This is a genomic window from Flavobacterium sp. AC105 (assembly GCF_979258495.1).
The window spans coordinates 3,933,662-3,956,678 of the sequence record NZ_OZ409860.1 but is presented as its reverse complement, the minus strand read 5'-3'; the positions used below and the strand labels follow the sequence as shown (position 1 = coordinate 3,956,678).

Here is a 23,017-nt window from a genome sequence, read left to right as displayed (position 1 = left end):
AACGGATATATAATTTGCGTTTTTATATATTTGCGTGTTAGACAATAATTACATTTTTTAGAATAAATTATATGAGCGAAGAAATCAAGAAGAACAATTATTCAGCAGATAGTATTCAGGCATTAGAAGGAATGGAGCACGTAAGAATGCGTCCATCGATGTATATTGGAGATGTGGGGGTTCGAGGTCTGCATCATTTGGTTTATGAGGTTGTTGATAACTCTATTGATGAGGCGATGGGCGGACATTGTGATACTATTGGTGTTGCAATTAACGAAGACGGTTCAGTAACAGTTGAAGATAATGGTCGTGGTATTCCAGTTGATTTACATAAAAAAGAAGGTGTTTCGGCACTTGAGGTAGTAATGACTAAAATTGGTGCCGGAGGTAAATTTGACAAGGATTCTTATAAAGTTTCCGGAGGTTTGCACGGTGTTGGGGTTTCGGTTGTAAATGCCCTTTCAGTTCATATGAAATCTACTGTTTTCAGAGACGGTAAAATCTACGAACAAGAATACGAAAGAGGAAAAGCAATGTATCCCGTTAAACAAATTGGTGAAACCGATAAAAGAGGTACACGCCAGACTTTTTATCCTGATGATACGATCTTTACTCAAACTACAGAGTTCTCTTATGATACTTTATCAGCTCGTATGCGTGAGCTTTCCTTCTTAAATAAAGGAATCACAATTACTTTTACAGATAAAAGAGAAGTTGATGAAAAAGGCGAATTTAAAGTTGAAGTTTTTCATTCAGACGAAGGTCTAAAAGAATATATTCGTTATTTAGATGGTAACCGTGAGCCAATTATCTCTCACGTTATCAGCATGGATAATGAAAAAGGTGAAATCCCTGTTGAGGTTGCCTTGATTTACAATACAAGTTATACAGAGAATATTTTTTCTTATGTAAATAACATTAATACACACGAAGGAGGAACGCATTTACAAGGTTTTAGAAGTGGTTTGACAAGAACCCTTAAAAAATACGCAGATGCATCCGGAATGTTGGATAAATTAAAATTCGAAATTGCGGGAGATGACTTCCGTGAAGGTTTAACAGCGATTATTTCGGTAAAAGTTGCAGAACCACAATTCGAAGGACAAACGAAAACAAAACTTGGAAACAGAGAAGTAGTTTCTCCGGTTTCTCAGGCTGTTGGAGAAATGTTAGAGAATTATTTGGAAGAAAATCCAAATGATGCCCGTATCATTATCCAGAAAGTAATTTTGGCTGCTCAGGCACGTCACGCTGCTAAAAAAGCGCGTGAAATGGTACAGCGTAAAACCGTTATGGGCGGTGGTGGATTGCCAGGAAAACTTTCAGATTGTTCTGAGCAGGATCCTGCAAGATGTGAGGTTTACCTTGTCGAGGGAGATTCGGCTGGTGGAACAGCAAAACAAGGTCGTGACCGTAACTTTCAGGCTATTTTGCCATTACGTGGTAAGATTTTGAATGTGGAGAAAGCGATGCATCATAAAGTATTCGAAAACGAAGAGATTCGTAACATCTTTACCGCTCTTGGAGTTACCGTTGGTACTGCAGAAGACAGTAAAGCCTTAAATCTTGAAAAACTACGATATCATAAAGTAATCATCATGTGTGATGCCGATGTCGATGGTAGCCACATTTCTACCTTAATATTAACGTTCTTCTTCCGTTTCATGAAAGAATTGATCGAAGAAGGTCATGTTTACATCGCAGCTCCACCTTTATATTTAGTTAAAAAAGGAAATAAAAAAGAATACGCATGGAATGACGTTCAACGTGATCAGGCGAATGAGAGAATGGGAGGAAGCGCAGCTATCCAGCGTTATAAAGGTCTTGGAGAGATGAACGCGGAGCAATTGTGGGAAACTACAATGGATCCAAGCTTTAGAACTTTACGTCAGGTAACAATTGATAGTCTGGCTGAGGCCGATAGAGTTTTCTCTATGTTAATGGGAGATGAAGTGCCGCCACGTAGAGAGTTCATCGAGAAAAATGCAGTTTATGCAAATATCGATGCCTAATAAATTTTAACACTATAATTCGTTTAATTGTTTAAATTTACTAAACAATTAAACGAATTGTTGATTTATAAAATAAACTAATAACCGATAAAGTAAAAAATATGAAAGTTACTATTGTGGGAGCAGGAAATGTTGGAGCTACATGTGCAGATGTTATTTCTTATAGAGGAATTGCAAGTGAAGTAGTGTTGTTGGATATTAAAGAAGGTTTTGCCGAAGGGAAAGCATTGGATATTATGCAATGTGCTACAAATACAGGTTTTAATACCAAAGTATCTGGAGTAACCAACGATTATTCTAAAACTGCCGGAAGTGATGTAGTGGTTATTACATCAGGAATTCCAAGAAAACCAGGAATGACCCGTGAAGAATTAATAGGTATAAATGCAGGAATTGTAAAAACAGTTGCTGAAAACGTATTGAAACATTCTCCGGACACTATAATAGTTGTAGTTTCTAATCCTATGGATACGATGACATATTTGGCTTTAAAAGCAACCGGATTGCCAAAAAATAGAATTATTGGTATGGGAGGAGCGTTAGATAGTTCTCGTTTTAGAACCTATCTTTCTTTAGCTCTTGATAAACCTGCAAACGATATTTCGGCAATGGTTATTGGTGGTCACGGTGATACAACTATGATTCCGTTAACACGTTTAGCATCTTATAACGGAATTCCGGTAACAGAATTCTTATCTGAAGAAGCTTTGCAGAAAGTAGCTGCTGATACTATGGTAGGAGGAGCAACTCTTACAGGTCTTTTAGGAACATCTGCCTGGTATGCGCCAGGAGCTTCTGTAGCTTATTTAGTTGACAGTATTTTAAATGATCAAAAGAAAATGATTGCTTGTTCTGTTTTCGTAGAAGGAGAATATGGTCAAAATGATATATGTATAGGAGTGCCTTGTATAATAGGTAAAAACGGGGTAGAAGAAATTTTAGACATCAAATTAAACGACAGCGAAAAGGCTTTATTTGCTAAAAGTGCAGATGCAGTTCGTGGTATGAATGATGCCTTAAAATCGATTTTAGTATAACGATTTTCGAAAAAAAGGAGAAGACTGCACTTTTGCAGTCTTTTTTTTAAGATTAATTAATAAATAAATTGGTTAATCATTTCGAGAATTATATATTTGCTCGGTTTAAAAAAAATGCTGTAATTCGTGATCTCGATTTTTTAGTTTTAGAAACTCATGTCAGGGCTTATTTTTAGGGAATTTGAAACCAAAAACAAACAATAAAACATAATTAATTTTTAGTAATAATGCAGAATAAAGGACTTATTAAATTTTTCGCAATTCTATTTGCATTGGTAAGTATTTACCAACTTTCGTTCACTTTTGTGGCAAATAATGTCAAAAGTGAGGCTAAAGCTTTTGCAGGAGACAATCCTGATAAAGAGCTAAAATATTTAGATTCTATTGGTAAAGTAAGTGTGTTCAATCTTGGGTTTACGGATTTTACTTATAACGAAGTAAAAAACAAACAACTTAATAAAGGTCTTGACTTAGAAGGAGGAATCAACGTTATTCTTCAAATTTCTATTAAAGATGTTTTAAAAGGATTAGCAAACAATTCTAAAAATCCGGTATTTAATAAATCATTAGCTGATGCAAGTGCAAATTTAGAAGGAAACAAAACCTATTTAAATAAGTTTTTTGAAGCTTTTGAAGCAAATTCAAACGGAAATACAAAATTAGCTTCGCCAGATATTTTTGCAAACAGAAGTTTACAAGGAGAAGGTGGAATTGATTTTCAAATGTCAGATTCTCAAGTTCAAAAAGTAATCAAAAGAAAAGTTGACGAGTCTGTTGAAAGTGCTTATAAAGTATTAAGAGAACGTATCGACAAATTTGGTGTTACTCAGCCAAACATCCAAAAATTAGGAGAAACAGGAAGAATCTTAGTAGAACTTCCAGGTGCTAAAGATGTAGATCGTATTAAGAAATTATTAGGTGGAAAAGCTCAATTAGAGTTCTGGGAAACTTATAAAATAGAAGAAGTTGGAAATTTCTTAGTTTCTGCTAACGAAGCTTTGAAAAAGACTGAAATCAAAAAAACAGAAACTAAAACAGTTGCTAAAGATTCATTGAATGCTTTATTAACTGATGCTAAAGATTCTGTTGATACTAAAAAAGGAAACAATCCATTATTTGACAAAATGATCGGTCAGGGTGGTGGACCAGTTTTAGGTTATTTTGCTCCAAAAGATACAGCTGTTATCAATGGATATTTAAAAAGACAAGATATTAGAATCTTATTGGCTGCTGACCAACACAATGCAAAATTTGTTTGGAGTAAACCAACAACTATTAAAGATGCTAAACAAAAAGATATTGAAGCAGTAGAATTATATGCTTTAAAAGGAAACAGAGATAACATTCCTGCAATGGGTGGTGGTGTTGTAACTGATGCAAAAGATACTTTTGACCAATTAGGAAAACCAGCTGTTTCTATGCAAATGAACAGCCAGGGTGCTAAAGTTTGGGAAGAATTAACAGGGAGAGCTTTTTCTCAAAAAAGTTATATTGCTATTGTTCTTGATAACGTAGTTTATTCTGCTCCTGGAGTTACCAGCGGACCAATTGCCGGAGGAAGATCTGAAATTACAGGTTCTTTTGACGTTGCTGAAACTAAAGATTTAGCTAACATTTTGAATGCAGGTAAATTACCAGCTTCTGCAGATATTATTCAATCAACTGTTGTAGGACCATCTTTAGGTCAGGCTGCAATTGATGCAGGTACAATTTCATCTGTATTAGGATTCTTATTAGTTTGTTTATGGATGGTATTCTATTATGGTAAAGCAGGTTGGTATGCTAACTTAGCATTATTATTAAACTTACTTTTCTTGTTCGGAATTATGGCAAGTTTTGGTTTTGTATTAACATTGCCAGGTATTGCAGGTATCGTTTTAACATTAGGTACGGCGGTAGATGCGAACATCATTATATTTGAGAGAGCAAAAGAAGAATTACGTGAAGGTAAATCCTTATCTGAAGCAGTTGTTGCTTCTTACGGATGGCACGGAGCAATGCGTTCTATTATTGATGCGAACGTAACACACGTTTTAACTGGAGCAATCTTGTTCATTTTTGGAACAGGACCAATTAAAGGTTTTGCTTTAACATTACTTATTGGTATCGTAACTTCATTGTTTACATCAATCTTTATTGCAAGAATTTTCATTGACAGAAATATTGCTGGAAAAGGTGATTTGACTTTCTCTACAAACATTACTAAAAACTGGTTTACTAATTTCCACTTTGACTTTATTAAAATCAAAAAATTCACTTATATCTTCTCTTCAATTGTAGTTGTAGTAAGTTTAATTTCTATTTTCTTCGTAAACGGATTAGATGAAGGTGTTGATTTTGTTGGAGGAAGAACATTCCAGGTGAAATTTGAAAAACCAGTAGATGCTACTGTAGTATCAGATGAATTATCTGCTGCTTTTGGAACTCCGGTTGAAGCTAAAATTTTAGGTGATGATGATCAATTGAAAATCACAACTAAATATAAAATTAAAGAAGATGGTGTTGCTGTTGACGAAGAAGTGAACAAAAAATTATATGATGCATTGGCGAAATATTTCCCTAATGTTACTTATGAGAAATTCACGAATACTTTTGACGGTAAAAAAGTTGGAGTATTACAATCTTCTAAAGTTGGAGCTTCTATCTCTGAGGACATCAAAACTAACTCATACTGGGCAGTTCTTGGTGCGATGGCAGTTATTTTCTTATACTTAATGATTTCTTTCCGTAAATGGCAATATTCATTAGGTGCGATTGCAGCTGTTGCGCATGACGTTATCTTTGTATTAGGAATCTATTCTTTATGTTATAAATTCATGCCTTTCCACATGGAAATGGATCAGCACTTTATCGCTGCAATCCTTACCGTAATTGGTTACTCGATGAACGATACTGTAATTGTATTTGACAGAATTAGAGAGTTCATCATCGGAAACCGTAAAGGATCTTTTGAAGATATCGTAAACGCTTCTATTAATACTACATTATCAAGAACGTTGAATACGTCATTAATGATGATCATTGTATTATTGACAATGTTTATCTTTGGTGGAGAATCAATTAGAGGATTTATCTTTGCCATGTTAATTGGTATTGTTGTAGGTACTTATTCTTCATTATTTATCGCTACACCAGTATTGGTTGACACGATTTCTAAAGATGATAAACATACAATCGAAGAAAAACACAATGGTTAATTAATAGCCAGTTTTATATAAAAAAGATCCAGTGAAAACTGGATCTTTTTTTTTGGATAAAATTTTGAATGATCTCTTATAAACTAATCTATACAAAAATCAATTATATTTTTTTCATTAGAAAAGCTCCATCTGAGTGTCATATTTACAGCCAATTCAAACATTGTGTTGATTTAGCTCCAGCGAAGCGATATCCTGTTAATTGTCAAATATGTCACCCGATGAGGTTCTGTGAGTGAAATGAAAATTCTATAAATATGTCACCCCGTTGGGGCTAGAACGCTGAATGATTAATCGAATTGATGTTTGTGATTATGTATCTTTTTATTTTTTTTGCTATTTAGAGAATAAAATATTTCTTTAGTTATAGAAATATTTGCCTATCAGAATTCCTAAATATGAATTCCAAAGAAATAGAAAAAGTTCTTATGAAAAATAGAGGTGTAGTATAGCCCTGATGGGAGCGTTATCCTTTTTTCTGCTTCTTTAGCAGGAAAAAGATATAGTGTACAGCGGGACTGAAGTTATTATGAAACGATTAAGTTCCTGCTCCTAAAAATAAAGATGTGAAATAATTTAGAACTGTTGATTCGATATCTAATGCTAAAAAAAACGCCCAATACAATAAAGTATTGGGCGTTTTTATATATGATACTAAAGAGATTATGATGTTGCCAGAGGGTTTCTTTGTGCTCTAATGATAAAGAAAAGGCCAATAATGATGAAAGGTATACTTAACCATTGCCCGGTTGAGAAATAGCCTAATTCTTCTTCGATTCCGCCCTGGCTTTCTTTTACAAATTCTACGATGAAACGTACCACAAATAATAACACTAAAAATAATCCGAATAATAATCCTGATTTAAGTCTTGCGTTTGTTTTCCAGTATAAGAAAAACAAAATAGCAAATACAAAGATATAACAGAATCCTTCGTACAATTGTGTTGGATGTTTTGCCGGAACCTGAGCTAATAAATCAGCAAATTTAGGATCTGTAACAATCGCATTATAAGCTTCTTTAGGATTTGCGATTTGAGTTGCATTTGCAGCTTCGGTTTTACTGAACTGGTCGTGTAAGAAACGAATTCCGAATGGAGATGTAGTTTCATGTCCGATGATTTCAGAATTAAAGAAATTACCTAAACGAACAAAAATTGCCCCGCTTGCTACCGGAATTACAACACGGTCTAATATCCATAAAAGAGGACGTTTTAAGATCATTTTGCTATAATAATACATGGCAATTATGATTGCAATTGCAGCACCATGACTTGCTAATCCCTGAAATCCTGTGAATTCAAATTTTGGTTCGAATTTAAAAGGTAAAAAGATTTCAAGTAAATGATTTCTGAAATATTCCCAGTCATAAAAGAAAACATGTCCTAAACGTGCACCGATTAAAGTTGCTAAAACGGTCCAGACAAATAAAGAATCTAATTTGTCGATTGATTCATTTTCACGTTCAAAAATCTTTTTCATTAGAAACCATCCTAAACCAAAGGCGATTACGAACATTAAACTGTAATAACGAATCATAAAAAATCCTAAATCGATTCCTTCTGAAGGATTCCAAATGATATTTAAGGCGTGTGTCATATATTAAAAGTGTTTTTGTATTTGTAAAAATAAATATTTAATGAAGAGTTCATCTTTATAAAAAGTTAATGTTTGTGTGAACATTTCTTTTCGGGAACAGGATCATAACCGCTTCTTCCCCATGGATGACAACTCAAAATTCGCTTTGTTCCTAAGTAACCTCCGTAAAAAAGTCCGTGCGTTTGCAGGGCTTCGATCATATAACTGGAACATGTTGGCTCAAATCGGCATGAAGCCGGCGTAAAAGGTGAAATCGCATTTTGATAAAACCGAACTAATAAAACGAATGGGGTAATTGCTTTCATATTATTAGAAAATGATTGATTATATCGAAAAGCTAGTGCCTTCTTTTCCGTCTTTTAACTGAATACCTAAAGCAATTAACTGATCGCGAATTTGATCTGAAAGGGCGAAGTTTTTATCCGCTCTGGCCTGATTTCTCATTCCGATAAGCATGTTTACAACACCTTCTAATTTATCATTATTGCTGTCGGCAGCTTTCTCGTCGCTTAAACCTAACACATCAAAAACAAAAGCACTAATTGCGGCTGTAAATGTTGTTAAATCTTCAGCTGAAATAGTTTCTTTTCCTTCTTTCAATAAATTGATATAACGAACGGCTTCAAATAACTGCGCAATTAAAATTGGCGTGTTAAAATCGTCATTCATAGCATCGTAACACAACTGTTTCCAGGATGCAATATCTATTGAGCTTGTCGCGCTCGCTGAAATACCTGATAAGGCATCAACAGCTTCCATCAATCTTTTGTACCCTTTTTCGGCAGCAACAATAGCATCATCAGAAAAATCCAAAATGCTGCGGTAATGCGCCTGTAACATGAAAAAACGTGTTACAGAAGCTGAAAAAGCTTTGCTTAAAATATTATTGTTCCCGCTTAAAATCTCACCTGGCAAAATATTATTACCGGTAGATTTTGCCATTTTCTTTCCGTTTAAAGTAAGCATATTGGCGTGCATCCAGTAATTTACCGGAGATTGACCTGTACAAGCTTCGTTTTGAGCGATTTCACATTCGTGATGCGGGAATTTTAAATCCATTCCGCCGCCGTGAATGTCAAAATGGTTGCCAAGATATTTGGTACTCATTGCAGTACATTCAAGGTGCCATCCCGGGAAACCATCACTCCACGGCGAAGGCCATCTCATGATATGTTCTGGTTCGGCTTTTTTCCAAAGTGCAAAATCCTGTGGATTTCTTTTGTCTGACTGACCATCAAGATCACGTGTATTGGCTAACATATCTTCGATATTTCGACCACTTAAAACTCCGTAATTGTTGGTTTCGTTATATTTTACAACATCAAAATAAACCGATCCGTTGGCTTCATAACCAATTCCGGTGTCAATGATTTTTTTGATGATTTCAATTTGTTCGATAATATGTCCTGTAGCGGTTGGCTCAATACTAGGTGGGAGAAAGTTGAAAGATTTCAAAATATCATGAAAATCTACCGTATAGCGTTGCACAACTTCCATAGGTTCAAGTTGCTCTAAACGTGCTTTTTTGGCAATTTTATCTTCACCTTCATCAACGTCGTCAACGATATGTCCAACATCAGTGATATTACGTACGTAACGCACTTTGTAATCAAGATGTAAAAAATACCTGAATATCACGTCAAAAGACATAAAAGTCCTTACGTTTCCTAGATGTACATTGCTATAAACTGTAGGTCCGCAAACATACATTCCAACATTTCCTTCATGGATTGGTTTGAAATTTTCTTTTTCACCTGAAAGTGAATTGTATATTTTTAGAGGCTGCGTTGTATATAAAGGCATATTTGTTTTTATTGATGTTTTTAGGAGCTAATCCTGCTATCCGCTGTATCTTTTATTGTTCCCGAGACTTCGGTACCACCATAAAAGGATGCCGCTTGTATCAGGGCTAGACCATAAATGTAATAGAAATATTGTGTAAAACTAGAACTGGGTCTCTAATTTAATATAGTCTAAAAATTCTCTTTTAGTTTGAGGATCTTTGAATTTTCCACCAAATTCAGAAGTTACTGTACTGCTTTCGATGTCTTTAATTCCTCTTGAATTTACACAAAGGTGTTTTGCATCGATAACGCAGGCAACATCTTCTGTACCTAAAGCTTTTTGTAATTCCTGAACAATTTGCATAGTCAAACGCTCTTGAACCTGAGGTCTTTTTGCATAATATTCTACAATACGATTCATTTTAGATAAACCAATAACTCTTCCGCTCGAAATGTAGGCTACGTGTGCTCTACCAATAATTGGTAATAAATGGTGTTCGCAGGTAGAATAAACAGTAATATTTTTCTCTACCAACATTTCGCCATATTTGTAATTATTGTCGAAAGTTGAAGCTTTTGGTTGTTTTGAAGGATTAAGACCACCAAAAATCTCCTTTACAAACATTTTTGCTACTCGGTTTGGAGTACCTTTTATGCTGTCGTCTGTCAAATCCATTCCAAGAGTTTGGAGAATGTTTTCGACATCTTTTTTAATTCTTTCTATTTTTTCGTCATCACTTAAGTCAAAAGCATCCTGTCTTACAGGATTTTGTGCGTTGCTGCTAAAATGATTGTCTCCTATTTCGTCTAAAAAATCTTCGTTATTTATCATTAAAAACTTCTATTATTAATGGGTATATCTTTTTAAGGCGGTAAAGATAATTAATAAAAAGCAAACCTTTTCTATCGTTTTTACTATTTAGTGGTTACTTTTTGGATATAATTTATATTATGCTAAAATATGGTAGTAGTTCATAAACAGGAATATTATTTTAGCTAGAAAAAAACCTCCCTGAATTTAATCAGAGAGGTTTTCTTCATTTATAGATTTCTCATTAAGAGAAAATATTATTATTTTTTAATCAGCTTATGAGTACTTACAGTGCCCTTATCGTTCATGATTTTTATGATATAATATCCCGTGCTTAGATTTGAAATATTTACCGTATTAGATTGACTGGTTAAAGTATTATTCTGTACCAGTTTTCCATCGATAGCATAAATACTCATTTTTGAATTTACTGAATCGCTATTTTCTAAATTGATATTAATTTCGTCATAAGCAGGGTTAGGGTACATAATTACATTTTTAGCTTCGGTATTCAATAATTCTTCCGAAATATTTGCTGCCGAACGTTTGGTCATTATTTTACCGTTTACATCTGCTTTAGACAAAGGTCCCCAGTTATTGATAGTGAAAGCTCTAGACACTAACGAATATGTACCCGAAGGAAGTACGATACCTTTACTCGAATCATACTGAAGAGCCGATGGTGATACAACACCGTCTTTACCCATAGGATCAGAACCGTCAATTGTATAATAGGCCTGCGTTCCTGCGTTAGGATTGGTTATTGTAATTTTATCTGCAGCAGTCGTATTAAATGGTGCTGCCAATAAGGTATGAACCATGTTGTACTCTTGCCATTTTTGCAATGAATAGGAAACTCTTTCAGGTACTTGAGCTAACACTCTCGGACCATCTATGTTTTTCCAATAATTGTATACATCTCTATCATAAGACATGTAAGCCGCATCTAGTTTGTACACATCATTAAGTTCATTCATTTCATTTTTGATCATTCCTTGCACGTTGCTTACAGAAAGAGGTGCTGCAACTGTACTTTTTGAGTCGCCAAATGCTGCCTGTACGTAATCTTTTACGAGTGTTTTAAATTCGAGGTTACCCGTAGTTTGATTTGTATTTGAGCCCATAAAATTACCAAACAAACCGCCAGGTCCCAATCTGGAATCATTTAAAATCCATTTTTGTTTGTAATTACCTCCGCCGCCGGCAAAGCCCAAAGCTGGCATTGTTACTGATGAAGTAGGTGCTGTAAATCCTCCAAAAAATGCACCATCCGTGTCATTGATATTCATTTTAACTTTCATAAAGTTCGGCGCATAGTTGTGTATTATGGCTATTGCTTCGTTTTCGGTATCAGTAAACATAAACATAATCTGGAATTTGATTAAGTCTTCAACATCTACCCAATTTTTAAAACCCTGAAAATCTTTGGCTGCTGCCAATTTTCTTATATTTTGCCAAATAGCCGCACTACCATCGCCTTCGGCTACAATTCCTCCCGGAAAATTACCATCCTGTAGATTTATAGTTGTGTAATTATCTGCATTATCTCCAAATACTTCTTCTAAGTTGTTGGGACTAAATTCGTTTCTTATAGTTTTAACTCCTCTGTATTTACCGTTTACAAAGAAATTTACATAGCGAGTGTCCAGGCCATATTTGCCTATTTCTTTGCATAAGTTCATTGTCATTTTCTCATCATAACGTAAGTAACCCGTATTGTAAACATTATTTTGAGGTCCATCTTCTCCCTCTTTCAACTCTAGAACCTGTACTTTGTTTGAAGTAGGATAAACATCATCAGGACGGGCATCAAAGAAAGGGTAATTTGCTTTTTTAACGGATGCATCTTTATTGAATTTAAATTTAACTCCGCCATTATATTGTGCTAAACTTGCCTGTCCAAACTGCTTCGTAGTAGAATTTGAGAAAAAGTTGGTATGGTCGCTATAAATATGTTTATCTAAATACTCAAATGATCCCTGAACCCAAAGTGGAGTCAAATCGGCATCTGTTGATATAGAAACAATAGGCAGCTCAGCAATTGCTTTTGAATATTCGTCTGCTGTCAATATATAAGATTTATTAGCCCATTGTGCATAATTGGCAGGTAATTCGTTTTTATAGTTGTCCTGCAATATATAAGTATGGGATATCACGCCAGAATTACCAGTTGCATCATAAGCATATACTTTAAGTACACATGATTGTTTTATAGCAATAGGAGCGGTGTATTTGGTTCCGACTGTTTTTGAAGGGAACTTACCATCTAATGTATAATTAACGGTAGTACCTGTAGGAGCTGTGATAGTCACATCGAAGCCCGTTGGATATACACCCCTTTCTTTACTGAATGACAGCGCCAATCCTTGTTGTCCTATATTATTAGGTAAATTGTATGTAGGATTGATAAAAGGTGTTAAAGTCGTTGCTGCGTCTATACTTCGTCCGTAACTTGTATTATATGGAATTTCGATGTACTTCAATTCATCCAATGCAGATGTTTTTTTACCTGTCAAAGTGGATAAATAAACAGATCCTGTATTTTTTAAATCAAAATTAAGATGAAAGCTTCCTTTTTCGGGTTTTTTATCTGCTATCAGTGCAGCAAATCCTTTAGCAGGAATAAGAATGTTTTTTAGCACACAAAGGTCTTTTTTAGTGTCTTTATTTGATATAGACACATTGTTGTCGATAAGGATTGCCTTATCGAGACTGTTATGTATTTCGATCCAGTCTTCCTTTTGAGCAACAGTACCTTGTGCAGATACTTCGTTAATAACAAGTCCGTTCATTTGCGAAGGGTCTGTTATTACTTTATCTAGTGTACTGATTACTGCCGCTGCATTTGGTCCTTTTTGATTGTCTTTGTATTTAATTACTAAGCGAGGTCTGTACATATTACCTGCTTCGTAAGAACGTACACGGGCAAAATTAGACGATACACCTTTTCCTTCGAATATGAAAGCTAAATTTTGTCCTGATTCCCATCCTCTCAAACGGTTCTCATCAATTAGTTTTTTAATATCCACCGTGCGATTTTGTGCATAATCATTATGTGTATCCGTATTCCATAATTCTGTATTCTGAGAATAAGTACGACCGGATATATTATTTTTTACTGGCGAATAAATTTGTGCATCGCCTATCTCTGATTTTATAGATACAGTAGTTGCATTACTCGAACCATAGGCATAAAATTCGATAAATGCTTCTGTTATTTCGGCATTAGAAGGGAATTCAACAGCTTGGAAACGAACACCCGTTTTATAAGAATCCGATTGTCCGGCTAACGATAAATAAGCGTCACCCAAATACATATTTCCATCAGTATTCTCGCGTCCGTCGTCGTATCCGGTAGTCACAATATTGGTATAGATTTGAGTTTCGTTCGCGTTAGTGACTATACTTGGTCCCGCACCGTTGTTAACATATTTTACTACCAAGCGTGGTCTGTAAAAATTCGATCCCTCGTATGCATAAGCTCTTGCGCCATCGTTTAAACCTAAGCCATTGAACTTAAATGCTACGTTGTCACCCGATTTCCATCCGTTTAAACGAATTTCGTCGATAATATTTCTCAGGTTGGGAGTTCGGTTTATTGCAAGATCGGTCGTCCAGGCTTCAGTTGGCCAGTTGATTTTATTATTAGTATATTGACGAGCTGTAATGCTTTTAGAATCATATGTGTAAGGTGTTTTTTGATTCATTTCGGCATATATATCCAGCGTTGTAGCAGGACTTGTAGCATAAGCACAAAATTCGATATAAGCATCTTTTATTTCTGCATTTGCCGGAATTTGAGTATTATGAAAAATAAAACCACTGTCGCTGCCATCCGTACGTCCGCTCAAAAATAGAGCACCGTCTCCCAAAGCCATATTACCGTTGGTATATTCTCTTCCGTCATCATTTGCGGTATTCAGAATCGTGGTATAGGTTTGGATTTCATTCGGGTCAACCGTAACTATACTTGGTCCTGCACCGTTATTAACATATTTTATCACCAATCGAGGTCTATAAAGTGTCGATGCCTCGTATGTATAAGCTCTCGCTCCATCATTTAAGCCTTGTCCGTTGAATTTGAACGAGATATTGTCGCCCGATTTCCATCCGTTTAAACGAATTTCGTCGATAATATTTCTCAGATTGGGAGTTCGGTTTTTTGCAAGATCGGTAGTCCAGGGATCAGTTGCCCAGTGGATCATATTATTGGTGTATTCACGAGCCGTAATACTTTTTGGATTATAGGTGTAAGGCAACGTTTTGGTTGTCTCAGCATATATATTTACGGTTGTAGCAGGACTTGTAGCATAAGCGTAGAATTCGATATAAGCGTCTTTAATTTCTGCATTTGCAGGAATTTGAGTATTGTGAAAAATAAAACCGCTGTCGCTGCCATCAGTGCGTCCGCTCAAAAATAGAGCACCGTCTCCTAAAGCCATATTGCCGTTGGTATATTCTCTTCCATCATCATTTCCGGTATTCACAATCGAGGCAGAGGTTTGTATTTCGTTCGGGTCAACTACGATACTTGGCCCTGCACCGTTGTTAACATATTTTATTACCAAGCGTGGTCTATAAAGATTCGATCCTTCGTATACATAAGCTCTTGCGCCATCGTTTAAGCTTTGCCCATTAAATTTGAATGCAATATTCTCGCCTGATTTCCATCCGTTTAAACGAATTTCGTCGATAATATTTCTCAGATTGGGAGTTTGTTTTTTTGCAAGATCGGTAGTCCAGGCTTCGGTTGCCCAGTTGATTTTATTCTTGGTATATTGGCGAGCCGTAATACTTTTAGGATTATACGTATAAGGTAATGTTTGGCCTGTCTCGGCATATATATCTAGGCTTGAAGCAGGACTCGTACCGTAAGTATAGAATTCAATATAAGCTTCTTTAATTTCAGCATTTGCCGGAATTTGGGTATTATGGAAAATAAAACCGCTATCACTGCCATCGGTACGTCCGCTTAAAAATAGAGCACCGTCTCCCAATGCCATATTACCATTGGTATATTCTCTTCCGTCATCATTTCCAGTATTTACAATCGAGGTATAGGTTTGTATTTCGTTTGGGTCAACCGTTACTATACTTGGCCCGGCACCGTTATTTACATATTCTATCACAAGGCGTGGTCTATAAAGTATTGATCCCTCATAGGCATAAGCTCTCGCTCCATCATTTAAAGCTTGTCCGTTAAATTTAAACGCAATATTATCGCCTGATTTCCATCCATTTAAACGAATTTCGTCGATAATATTTCTTAGATTAGGAGTTCGGTTTTTTGCAAGATCAGTAGTCCAGTTTTCGATTGCCCAGTGAATTATATTATTGGTATACTGACGAGCCGTAATGTTTTTAAGATTAGAGGTGTAAGTTGATGCCTGGCTCTTCTCAGCATATATATTTACAGTTGTGGCAGGGCTTGTGGCATAAGCATAGAATTCGATATAAGCATCTTTGATTTCTGCATTTGCCGGAATTTGGGTATTTCGAAAAACAAAACCGGTGTCGCTGCCATCAGTACGTCCGCTCAAATGCATGTAAGCATCTCCCAACGCCACATTTCCGTTTGTATATTCTCTTGCATCATCATTTCCGGTTGCTACAACGCTTGCCGAAATTCCATTCAGCGAAGTTGTTTCCACATTAGGTCCATTTCCTTCTGTTTTGTATTTTATTACAAGGCGTGGTTTGTATAAGTCGCCCATTTCGTTGGTACATGCAGTAGCTCCGTTATTAAGCAAATTTCCAACAAATTTAAACCCTATTGCATCTCCTGATTTCCATCCTGATAGACGGGTTGCATCAATAATGTTTTTAAGATCAGGTGTTTTATATTGTTTATTATTAACAATCCAAGATTCGGTAAACCAATTAACCGAGTTTGCAGAATAATTTCTTTTAGTGATACTGCCTGAAGTAGTAGCATATGTAGCGGCATTCGCTAACTCTGTATAGATATTTACTGTGCTTGCCGGACTTGTTCCATAGGAATAAAATTCTATGTAAGCCTCTGATATTTCTGCTTTTTCAGGTATTTCAACAGCGGAAAATCTTACGGCACTAGTACCTGAATCAGGTCTTCCTCCCAAATTGATATAACCATCCGAGAGATACATTGATCCATTGGTATTTTCATGCCCATCATCAGTACTGGCCAATACGGTGGTTGTAAAAGTGCCGTAAGCTGATGTATAAGTTATTTGTAACTTAGGAGCCATAGCTGCGCTTCCGTCATATGACCACATAATAAATGAGCCTTTTTGATTTCCGGTCAGTTTAAAAGATATATTGGCATTTCCTACACCAGCAGGAAACATCTCTTGTAGCAAATTTGTTATATCTGGTGTTGTGTATTCTTTATTTGGAACACAAATAGGAGTATCCCAAGTTATCGAACCAGATGTATATTTTCGTCCTCTTATTGAAGCAGCGGTGGTCAAAGCAGTAGAAGCAGGATATGCATCTGAATTGCCTTTTTCTCCAAATAGACTAACAGTTGTGCCCAGCGTACTGGCTGTTCTTCCATAAAATATAAGGTTAGCACTCTTTATGACAGCATCTGCCGGTAATGAAATTCCTTGGAAACGGATGTATGTTTCGGTAGGAGCAGAAGTAGTTCCTCCTTCTAAATATAAGCTCGTATTTGTATAGTTTACAGCATTAGATGATGTAGTTATGGCAACATCGTTGTAACTGCTATTAATAGGAAGCTGTGTTTTTTGCTGTGCATTCAAATAACTGCCAATAAATGACAGTAAAACAAGAAAAAACTGTAATTTTTTTTTCACGATATGGTGTATTTAATATATTATTATCAAGTTATTATAAGGAAGTTTAAAAAAACCGTGCAAATGTATGAATAGGTTTATGGTTCAATTTCCTCAATAAGTTTTTATTATATCACTTTTTTAAATTTTGAAAAACGCAGTAAATGAGGTAGTTATATAGCTAAAAAGCTAAATATGCAGAAGATTAATTAGATTTTATAACTGGTGTAGTGTACCAATTTGTTTCAGAATTATGAATCAAATTTTGCCATAAATAAAGTTAGCCGGGAATTCAAAATTAAAATCAGTTTAATTTTGAATTCCCGGCTAAAGGGGTGAATATTATTTTTTGATTATTTCTTGTTGTAAACTAAAAGTGCTTCTTTTAAAATGTTTACAGCAGTAATCAAATCTTTTTTATTTAATACGTAAGCAATTCTTACTTGGTTAAGTCCCATTCCCGGAGTTGAATAAAATCCGGCAGCCGGTGCAACCATTACAGTTTCTCCGTTAAGATTATAGCTTTCTAAAAGCCATTGCGCAAAATCTTCAGAATTCTCTATTGGCAATTGAGCGATGCAATAAAAAGCACCCTTTGGTTTTGTTACTATTACACCTTCAATTTTGTTTAATTCAGTAATTAAAGTATTACGACGTTCCTTATATTCTGAAATTACTTCATCAAAATAGCTTTGAGGTGTATCAATTGCGGCTTCACAAGCAATTTGTTCTATTGTTGGCGGACTCAAACGTGCCTGAGCAAATTTCATTACCGTTGCCAGAACATCTTTATTTTTAGTAACCAGACAGCCAATTCTTGCGCCACACATACTGTAACGTTTTGAAACTGAATCAACCATAATTACATTTTGCTTTACATCTTCAAGATTCATTACTGAATAATGAACATCATCTCCATCATATAAAAACTCACGATAAACTTCGTCAGCAATTAAATATAAATCATGTTTTTTGATCAGGCTTGCCAATTGTTTTATTTCAGCTTCTGAATATAAATAACCAGTTGGATTTCCAGGGTTACAAATTAATATGGCTTTGGTTTTTGGTGTAATTAATTTTTCAACAGTTTCAATGCTTGGCAAAGCAAAACCGCTCTCGATTGTAGAAATTACAGGAATTACAGTTGCACTTGTTGATGATGCAAAAGCATGGTAATTAGCATAAAAAGGTTCCGGAATAATGATTTCATCCCCAGGATCTGTAATCGTGGCCAGTGCAAACAATAAGGCTTCAGAACCACCTGTAGTAACAATGATGTCTTCTAAGTTAACGTTTACATTTTGGCGTTGGTAAAATTTAGCTAATTTTTTTCTATAACTTTCATATCCTGCAGATGGACTATATTCAATAAGAGTTAAATCAATATTTTTTACCGCCTCGATGGCCACTTCGGGTGTCTTGATATCCGGTTGACCAATGTTTAAGTGATACACTTTATGTCCTTTTTGTTTTGCAAGATCTGCATAAGGAGCAAGTTTACGTATCGGAGATTCGGGCATGTTTCTGCCTTTGTGTGAAATTGTTGGCATGTGTTTTATTATTGAAGTGCAAATTTGCATTTTTTTTTCGAATTTAACGTAAACATTACAGGTACTTATTAAAATGTAACAATTATCAATATTTTTAGTAATTTTATCATAAAATATTATCAATGAAAAAATATTTTATGTTGTTTTTTGGGCTTTTGATAGCTTTTTCACTTCAAGCTCAAACTGATTTTGTTATTGAACGCAATAGCAAAAGTGTCTCAATTCCTTTTAAATTGATTAACAATCTTATTTTTATTCCCATTAAAGTAAACGGAATAGAACTAAATTTCTTGTTAGATTCAGGAGTTGAAGAAACTATTTTATTTAGCATGGAAGAAAAACAAGAAGTCAGTTTTAAAAATGTAGAGAAAATCCGACTTAGAGGATTAGGAAGTGAAGATGAAATTGAAGGACTAAAATCTACAAATAATACTTTAGAAACCCATGGTTTGAAATCAGATAATCATATGGTTTTTATTATTTTGGATCAAAGTTTTAATTTGTCTTCGCATATCGGAATTCCTGTAAATGGCATTATTGGATATAAATTTTTTAAAAATAATTTAGTTGAAGTAAACTATCAAAAAAAGAAAATTATTGTTCATTCAAACACTCAAGAATTAAAAAAGAAACTGGATAAAAAATTTAAAATGGTTCCGATAACCATCGAAAAATCTAAACCATATATTTATACAACTGCGGTTGTTGATAATATTGATATTCCTGCAAAACTTTTAATAGATATTGGTAATAGTGATGCTTTTTGGATTTTTGAAAACCCTAAAATTAAGCTGCCTAAAAAGAATTTTCCTGATTTTTTAGGAAAAGGTTTTAGTGGAGATATTGAAGGTCATCGTGCCAAAATTGATAAGTTTTCGATTGATGAATTTGATTTTAAAAAGCCAATTGTTTCTTTTCCAGATTCAGCATCCATTCGAAATGTAAAAATGGTTCCGGATAGAATTGGTTCTGTTGGAGGAGAAGTTTTAAAACGATTTACACTTATTCTCGATTACGCAGATCGAAAATTATACCTTAGAAAAAACAGTAGATTTTCAGAACCTTTTACTTATAATAAAAGCGGAATTACGGTTCAGCACAATGGTTTACAATGGGTTCAGGAAACAGTTCACTTAGAAACTATTCAGGTAGCTTCATCAGTTGATGAAATCGATACAAAAGATAAAAGAGATGGCAATTTTAGATATAAATTTTTACTAAAGCCAGTTTATGAAATAGTAAATATTCGTAAAAGTTCTGCTGCCGAAAAATGCGGGCTTCAAAAAGGTGATGTTATCGTGAGCATAAATGGTGTTTTGCCTTATAAATATTCTTTGCAACAAATCAATACACTATTGAAATCAGAAGAAGATGTCTGGATTAACATGGAAGTTGAAAGAAATAGTTTGGTATTAAAATTCAGATTTAGATTAGAAGATGAACTTTAAAAATTGCAATTGAAATAAATTAATTTTTTTAAGTTAAAAATGATGGTTTTCAGTAATATTTTTTTAAATTGTTTGAGTTTTGTGAAAAATTGATTGTTAAAATGAATTTTTTGCTCAAATAGCGTTATTATTTTATTAAGTTTATCGAAAAATAATAGTTTATGGCTGAAAAATACAATAATTTCTTACGAAAATTTTTATTTTTTATATTTATCTCAATTTTACCCACAACAATTTATGCACAATGTGCAGGCGATGATAATAAATTAGAAGTTTGTGATATTCCAAATGCAAGCAGTAAAACAATATCCTTATTTGCCCAATTAGGCGGTTCACCTGTCGCAGGAGGAATCTGGACAGATGATGACGGAACAGGAGGATTAAATAAAACAACAGGGGTTTTAAATGCGCAACTTATCCACGAAAGTGGTATTTTTCATTATACCTATACAGTTACTGGTGTAGCTGGTTGTACTGATAATTCAGCTACTATTGAAGTTACAATTGGCGGATATTCAGGAGTTACATCTCCTAATGTAACGGTTTGTAGTGCTAATATAAATTATAATCTATTTAATGCTTTTAGTGGTCTTTCCTTGGGACCTCAATTCAATGGACAATGGCACAACGATACCACAGGTCAAAATGTGGGATCTTCTATAAATGTTGAGCATTTAGAAGGCGATTTTCAATATACTTACACAATGCCTGCTATAGGGAATTGCCCAGCAATGTCTTCAACAGCTGTTGTTAGTGTCGTTAGAGCGCCCGAAGCAGGAGCTGCAGGATCTCTTTTGTTATGTGCAAGCGATGGTCTGTCAGCTTATACTAATGTGGATTTGTTTAGTTTAATATCAGGGCAGGATCCCGGAGGTACCTGGAGAGATAATAATAATACGGGAGAGTTAACTTTTGCCGGAGATCACGTTATTGATATTGAAAAAATATATAACAGATTAGGAGATGGCACTTTCGGGTTTACTTACAGAGTTCCATCGGATAATCCAATTTGTCCTGCAGATCAGGCAACTGTAACAATAAGACTTGAAGAAAAACTTGATTTTACAGGAGCAATAGTTGAGGTGAATTCGGATATATGTGAAACTGAAATTCCAACAGCAAACTATTCGGTTACTATTACCAGAGGTGCTGCAAGTATACCAAACGGGAGTTATTATGTAACATTTCATGTTTCAGGACCAAGGGCAGCAACAGAAGTAATTACAGGAAATTTCACTAATGGAGTCCTTATATTTCCACTAAAACCAGAATATTTTCAACAAGTTGGAAATTTTACAATAACAATAATAGATATTATTAGTACTAATAGTTTTAAAGCCTGTAAGAATGTTATAAATAATCTGTCAGATGATCTAATTATATATTCTATACCAGATTTAACAGGTGCAAAAATAACTCCGGCAACCGTTTGTCAAAATGATGATGCAACTGTTCAGATTACAGATGCTGCAAAACTTGCGGATGGTGATTATGATATTATCTATAATCTTTCCGGAGTCAACAATGCCACATCACAAATTGCAAGATTAAAATTTATTGGCGGTATTTCAAATAACTTTATTATTCCGGGAATATTAAATCAAAAAAGCGGAACTTCAACTATTACTATTACAGCAATTACCCATGTCGTTTCACAATGTGTGAATTCAGCTAATTTAAAAGGGGACATTCTTATAAATCCTTTACCAAACACAACGACTTTAAGAATGCAAATTCAAAATGTTTGTTTTGGAGAAACTGTTCATGTTTCCGTTTCAGGATTAGGAACATTAACGGATGTAACATTATCGTACATCCTTTCTGGAGCTAACACATCAACTTTACAAACGGTTATATTAAATCCTTCCGGAGGAAATGCAACTTTTGATATTCCTGCAGTTTTACTCTTAAATGCCGGAACAACAACAGCAACAGTTACGTTTCTAAAAAATAATATTACAGGTTGTGGCGATATTGTGAATGGTTTATCCGACCCTTTTATACTAAATCCTATTCCCGCACCACCAATTGTTCACGATCAGCCTTTTTGTAAGGTAGACAATTCGACAGTAGCCAATTTACAACCACTAGGAACTCAGTATAAATGGTATAGTTCAGCAACGTCAACCACTCCTCTTGCTAATACAGATGTTTTACAATCAGGAAATTATTACGTTACACAAACTTCTCCGGCTGGATGTACATCACAACCTTCGGTGGTTGTAGTTACAATAAACGATGCGCCAGCGCCTGAATTAACTGATACTGCTGATTTCTGCGGTTTAGATAATCCTACGATTTCAGATTTATCTAATAAAACAAATTCACCTTCGACAGTAGTTTGGTATGATGCTGCAAATAACGGAAACTTGTTGCCTGCAACAACACCTTTAGTGAATAGAGTTATTTATTATGGATTTGATTTTTCGACAACGACAAATTGTTATTCTGAGCAAAGTCTTCCGGTAACGGTCTCATTAATTGATTGTAATTCTCCTGAATATCCATTTTTTATTCCGGACGGATTTTCTCCAAACGGTGATGGTGTAAACGATCTTTTTGAAATTACGAATATTGAATTTTTATATCCAAATTATACCATCGAAATATTTAACAGATATGGAAACGGAATGTATAAAGGCGGAAAAGATAAACCAGGCTGGGACGGAATAAATTATGAGAACAAAGGGCTTAATGGTGGAATAGCGCCAAATGGAGTTTATTTTTATATTATTCATTTTAATAAAGACAATAAACCTCCTAAGCAAGGACGACTTTATTTAAATCGATAATTCTTTTTTGCATT

Annotated in this window: 11 protein-coding genes; 5 read left to right on the top strand and 6 right to left on the bottom strand. The window is 34.8% G+C overall.

From position 1 onward, the window contains the following. Positions 1-71 precede the first annotated feature (71 nt). The 3 genes from gyrB (at position 72) to secDF (ending at position 6,246) form a co-directional block, all read left to right on the top strand. A complete protein-coding gene (gene gyrB, locus ACZ0AH_RS16250; RefSeq protein ID WP_463476843.1) occupies positions 72-2,012 on the top strand; it encodes a DNA topoisomerase (ATP-hydrolyzing) subunit B in 1,941 nt (646 codons plus the stop codon). A 101-nt stretch (positions 2,013-2,113) separates the two neighbouring features. Continuing rightward, a complete protein-coding gene (gene mdh / locus ACZ0AH_RS16245) occupies positions 2,114-3,049 on the top strand; it encodes a malate dehydrogenase (RefSeq protein ID WP_463476842.1) in 936 nt (311 codons plus the stop codon). Positions 3,050-3,276: 227 nt separating this feature from the next. Beyond that, entirely contained in the window at positions 3,277-6,246 is a 2,970-nt protein-coding gene (secDF, locus tag ACZ0AH_RS16240) for a protein translocase subunit SecDF (RefSeq protein WP_463476841.1), read from the top strand. Between the two features lie 663 nt (positions 6,247-6,909). Here the strand turns inward: secDF and lgt are convergent. The 6 genes from lgt to ACZ0AH_RS16210 all read right to left on the bottom strand — a co-directional run bounded on the left by lgt (position 6,910) and on the right by ACZ0AH_RS16210 (position 18,763). Then, complete coding sequence (gene lgt / locus ACZ0AH_RS16235; RefSeq protein ID WP_463476840.1) at positions 6,910-7,842, bottom strand: prolipoprotein diacylglyceryl transferase; 933 nt, start codon at positions 7,840-7,842, stop codon at positions 6,910-6,912. A gap of 65 nt (positions 7,843-7,907) precedes the next feature. Beyond that, on the bottom strand, positions 7,908-8,147 hold the full coding sequence (gene yidD / locus ACZ0AH_RS16230) for a membrane protein insertion efficiency factor YidD (RefSeq protein WP_463476839.1): 240 nt from the start codon (positions 8,145-8,147) through the stop codon (positions 7,908-7,910). A 19-nt stretch (positions 8,148-8,166) separates the two neighbouring features. After that, positions 8,167-9,645, bottom strand: a complete 1,479-nt coding sequence (gene cysS, locus ACZ0AH_RS16225; RefSeq protein ID WP_463476838.1) for a cysteine--tRNA ligase — start codon at positions 9,643-9,645, stop codon at positions 8,167-8,169. A 141-nt stretch (positions 9,646-9,786) separates the two neighbouring features. Next, complete coding sequence (gene folE, locus ACZ0AH_RS16220) at positions 9,787-10,458, bottom strand: GTP cyclohydrolase I FolE (protein ID WP_463476837.1); 672 nt, start codon at positions 10,456-10,458, stop codon at positions 9,787-9,789. Positions 10,459-10,697: 239 nt separating this feature from the next. Next, positions 10,698-17,234 carry a T9SS type A sorting domain-containing protein gene (locus ACZ0AH_RS16215; RefSeq protein ID WP_463476836.1) on the bottom strand — a complete coding sequence of 2,179 codons (6,537 nt, stop codon included), beginning with the start codon at positions 17,232-17,234 and terminating at the stop codon, positions 10,698-10,700. Positions 17,235-17,566: 332 nt separating this feature from the next. Further along, entirely contained in the window at positions 17,567-18,763 is a 1,197-nt protein-coding gene (locus ACZ0AH_RS16210) for a pyridoxal phosphate-dependent aminotransferase (protein ID WP_463476835.1), read from the bottom strand. 122 nt (positions 18,764-18,885) lie between these two features. Between ACZ0AH_RS16210 and ACZ0AH_RS16205 the strand changes: the two genes are divergently transcribed. Both ACZ0AH_RS16205 and ACZ0AH_RS16200 read left to right on the top strand, forming a co-directional pair. Further along, positions 18,886-20,211: a PDZ domain-containing protein gene (locus ACZ0AH_RS16205; RefSeq protein ID WP_463476834.1), complete on the top strand. Its 1,326-nt coding sequence runs from the start codon at positions 18,886-18,888 to the stop codon at positions 20,209-20,211. A gap of 161 nt (positions 20,212-20,372) precedes the next feature. Beyond that, positions 20,373-23,003, top strand: a complete 2,631-nt coding sequence (locus tag ACZ0AH_RS16200; protein WP_463476833.1) for a T9SS type B sorting domain-containing protein — start codon at positions 20,373-20,375, stop codon at positions 23,001-23,003. The last annotated feature ends 14 nt before the right edge of the window (positions 23,004-23,017 follow it).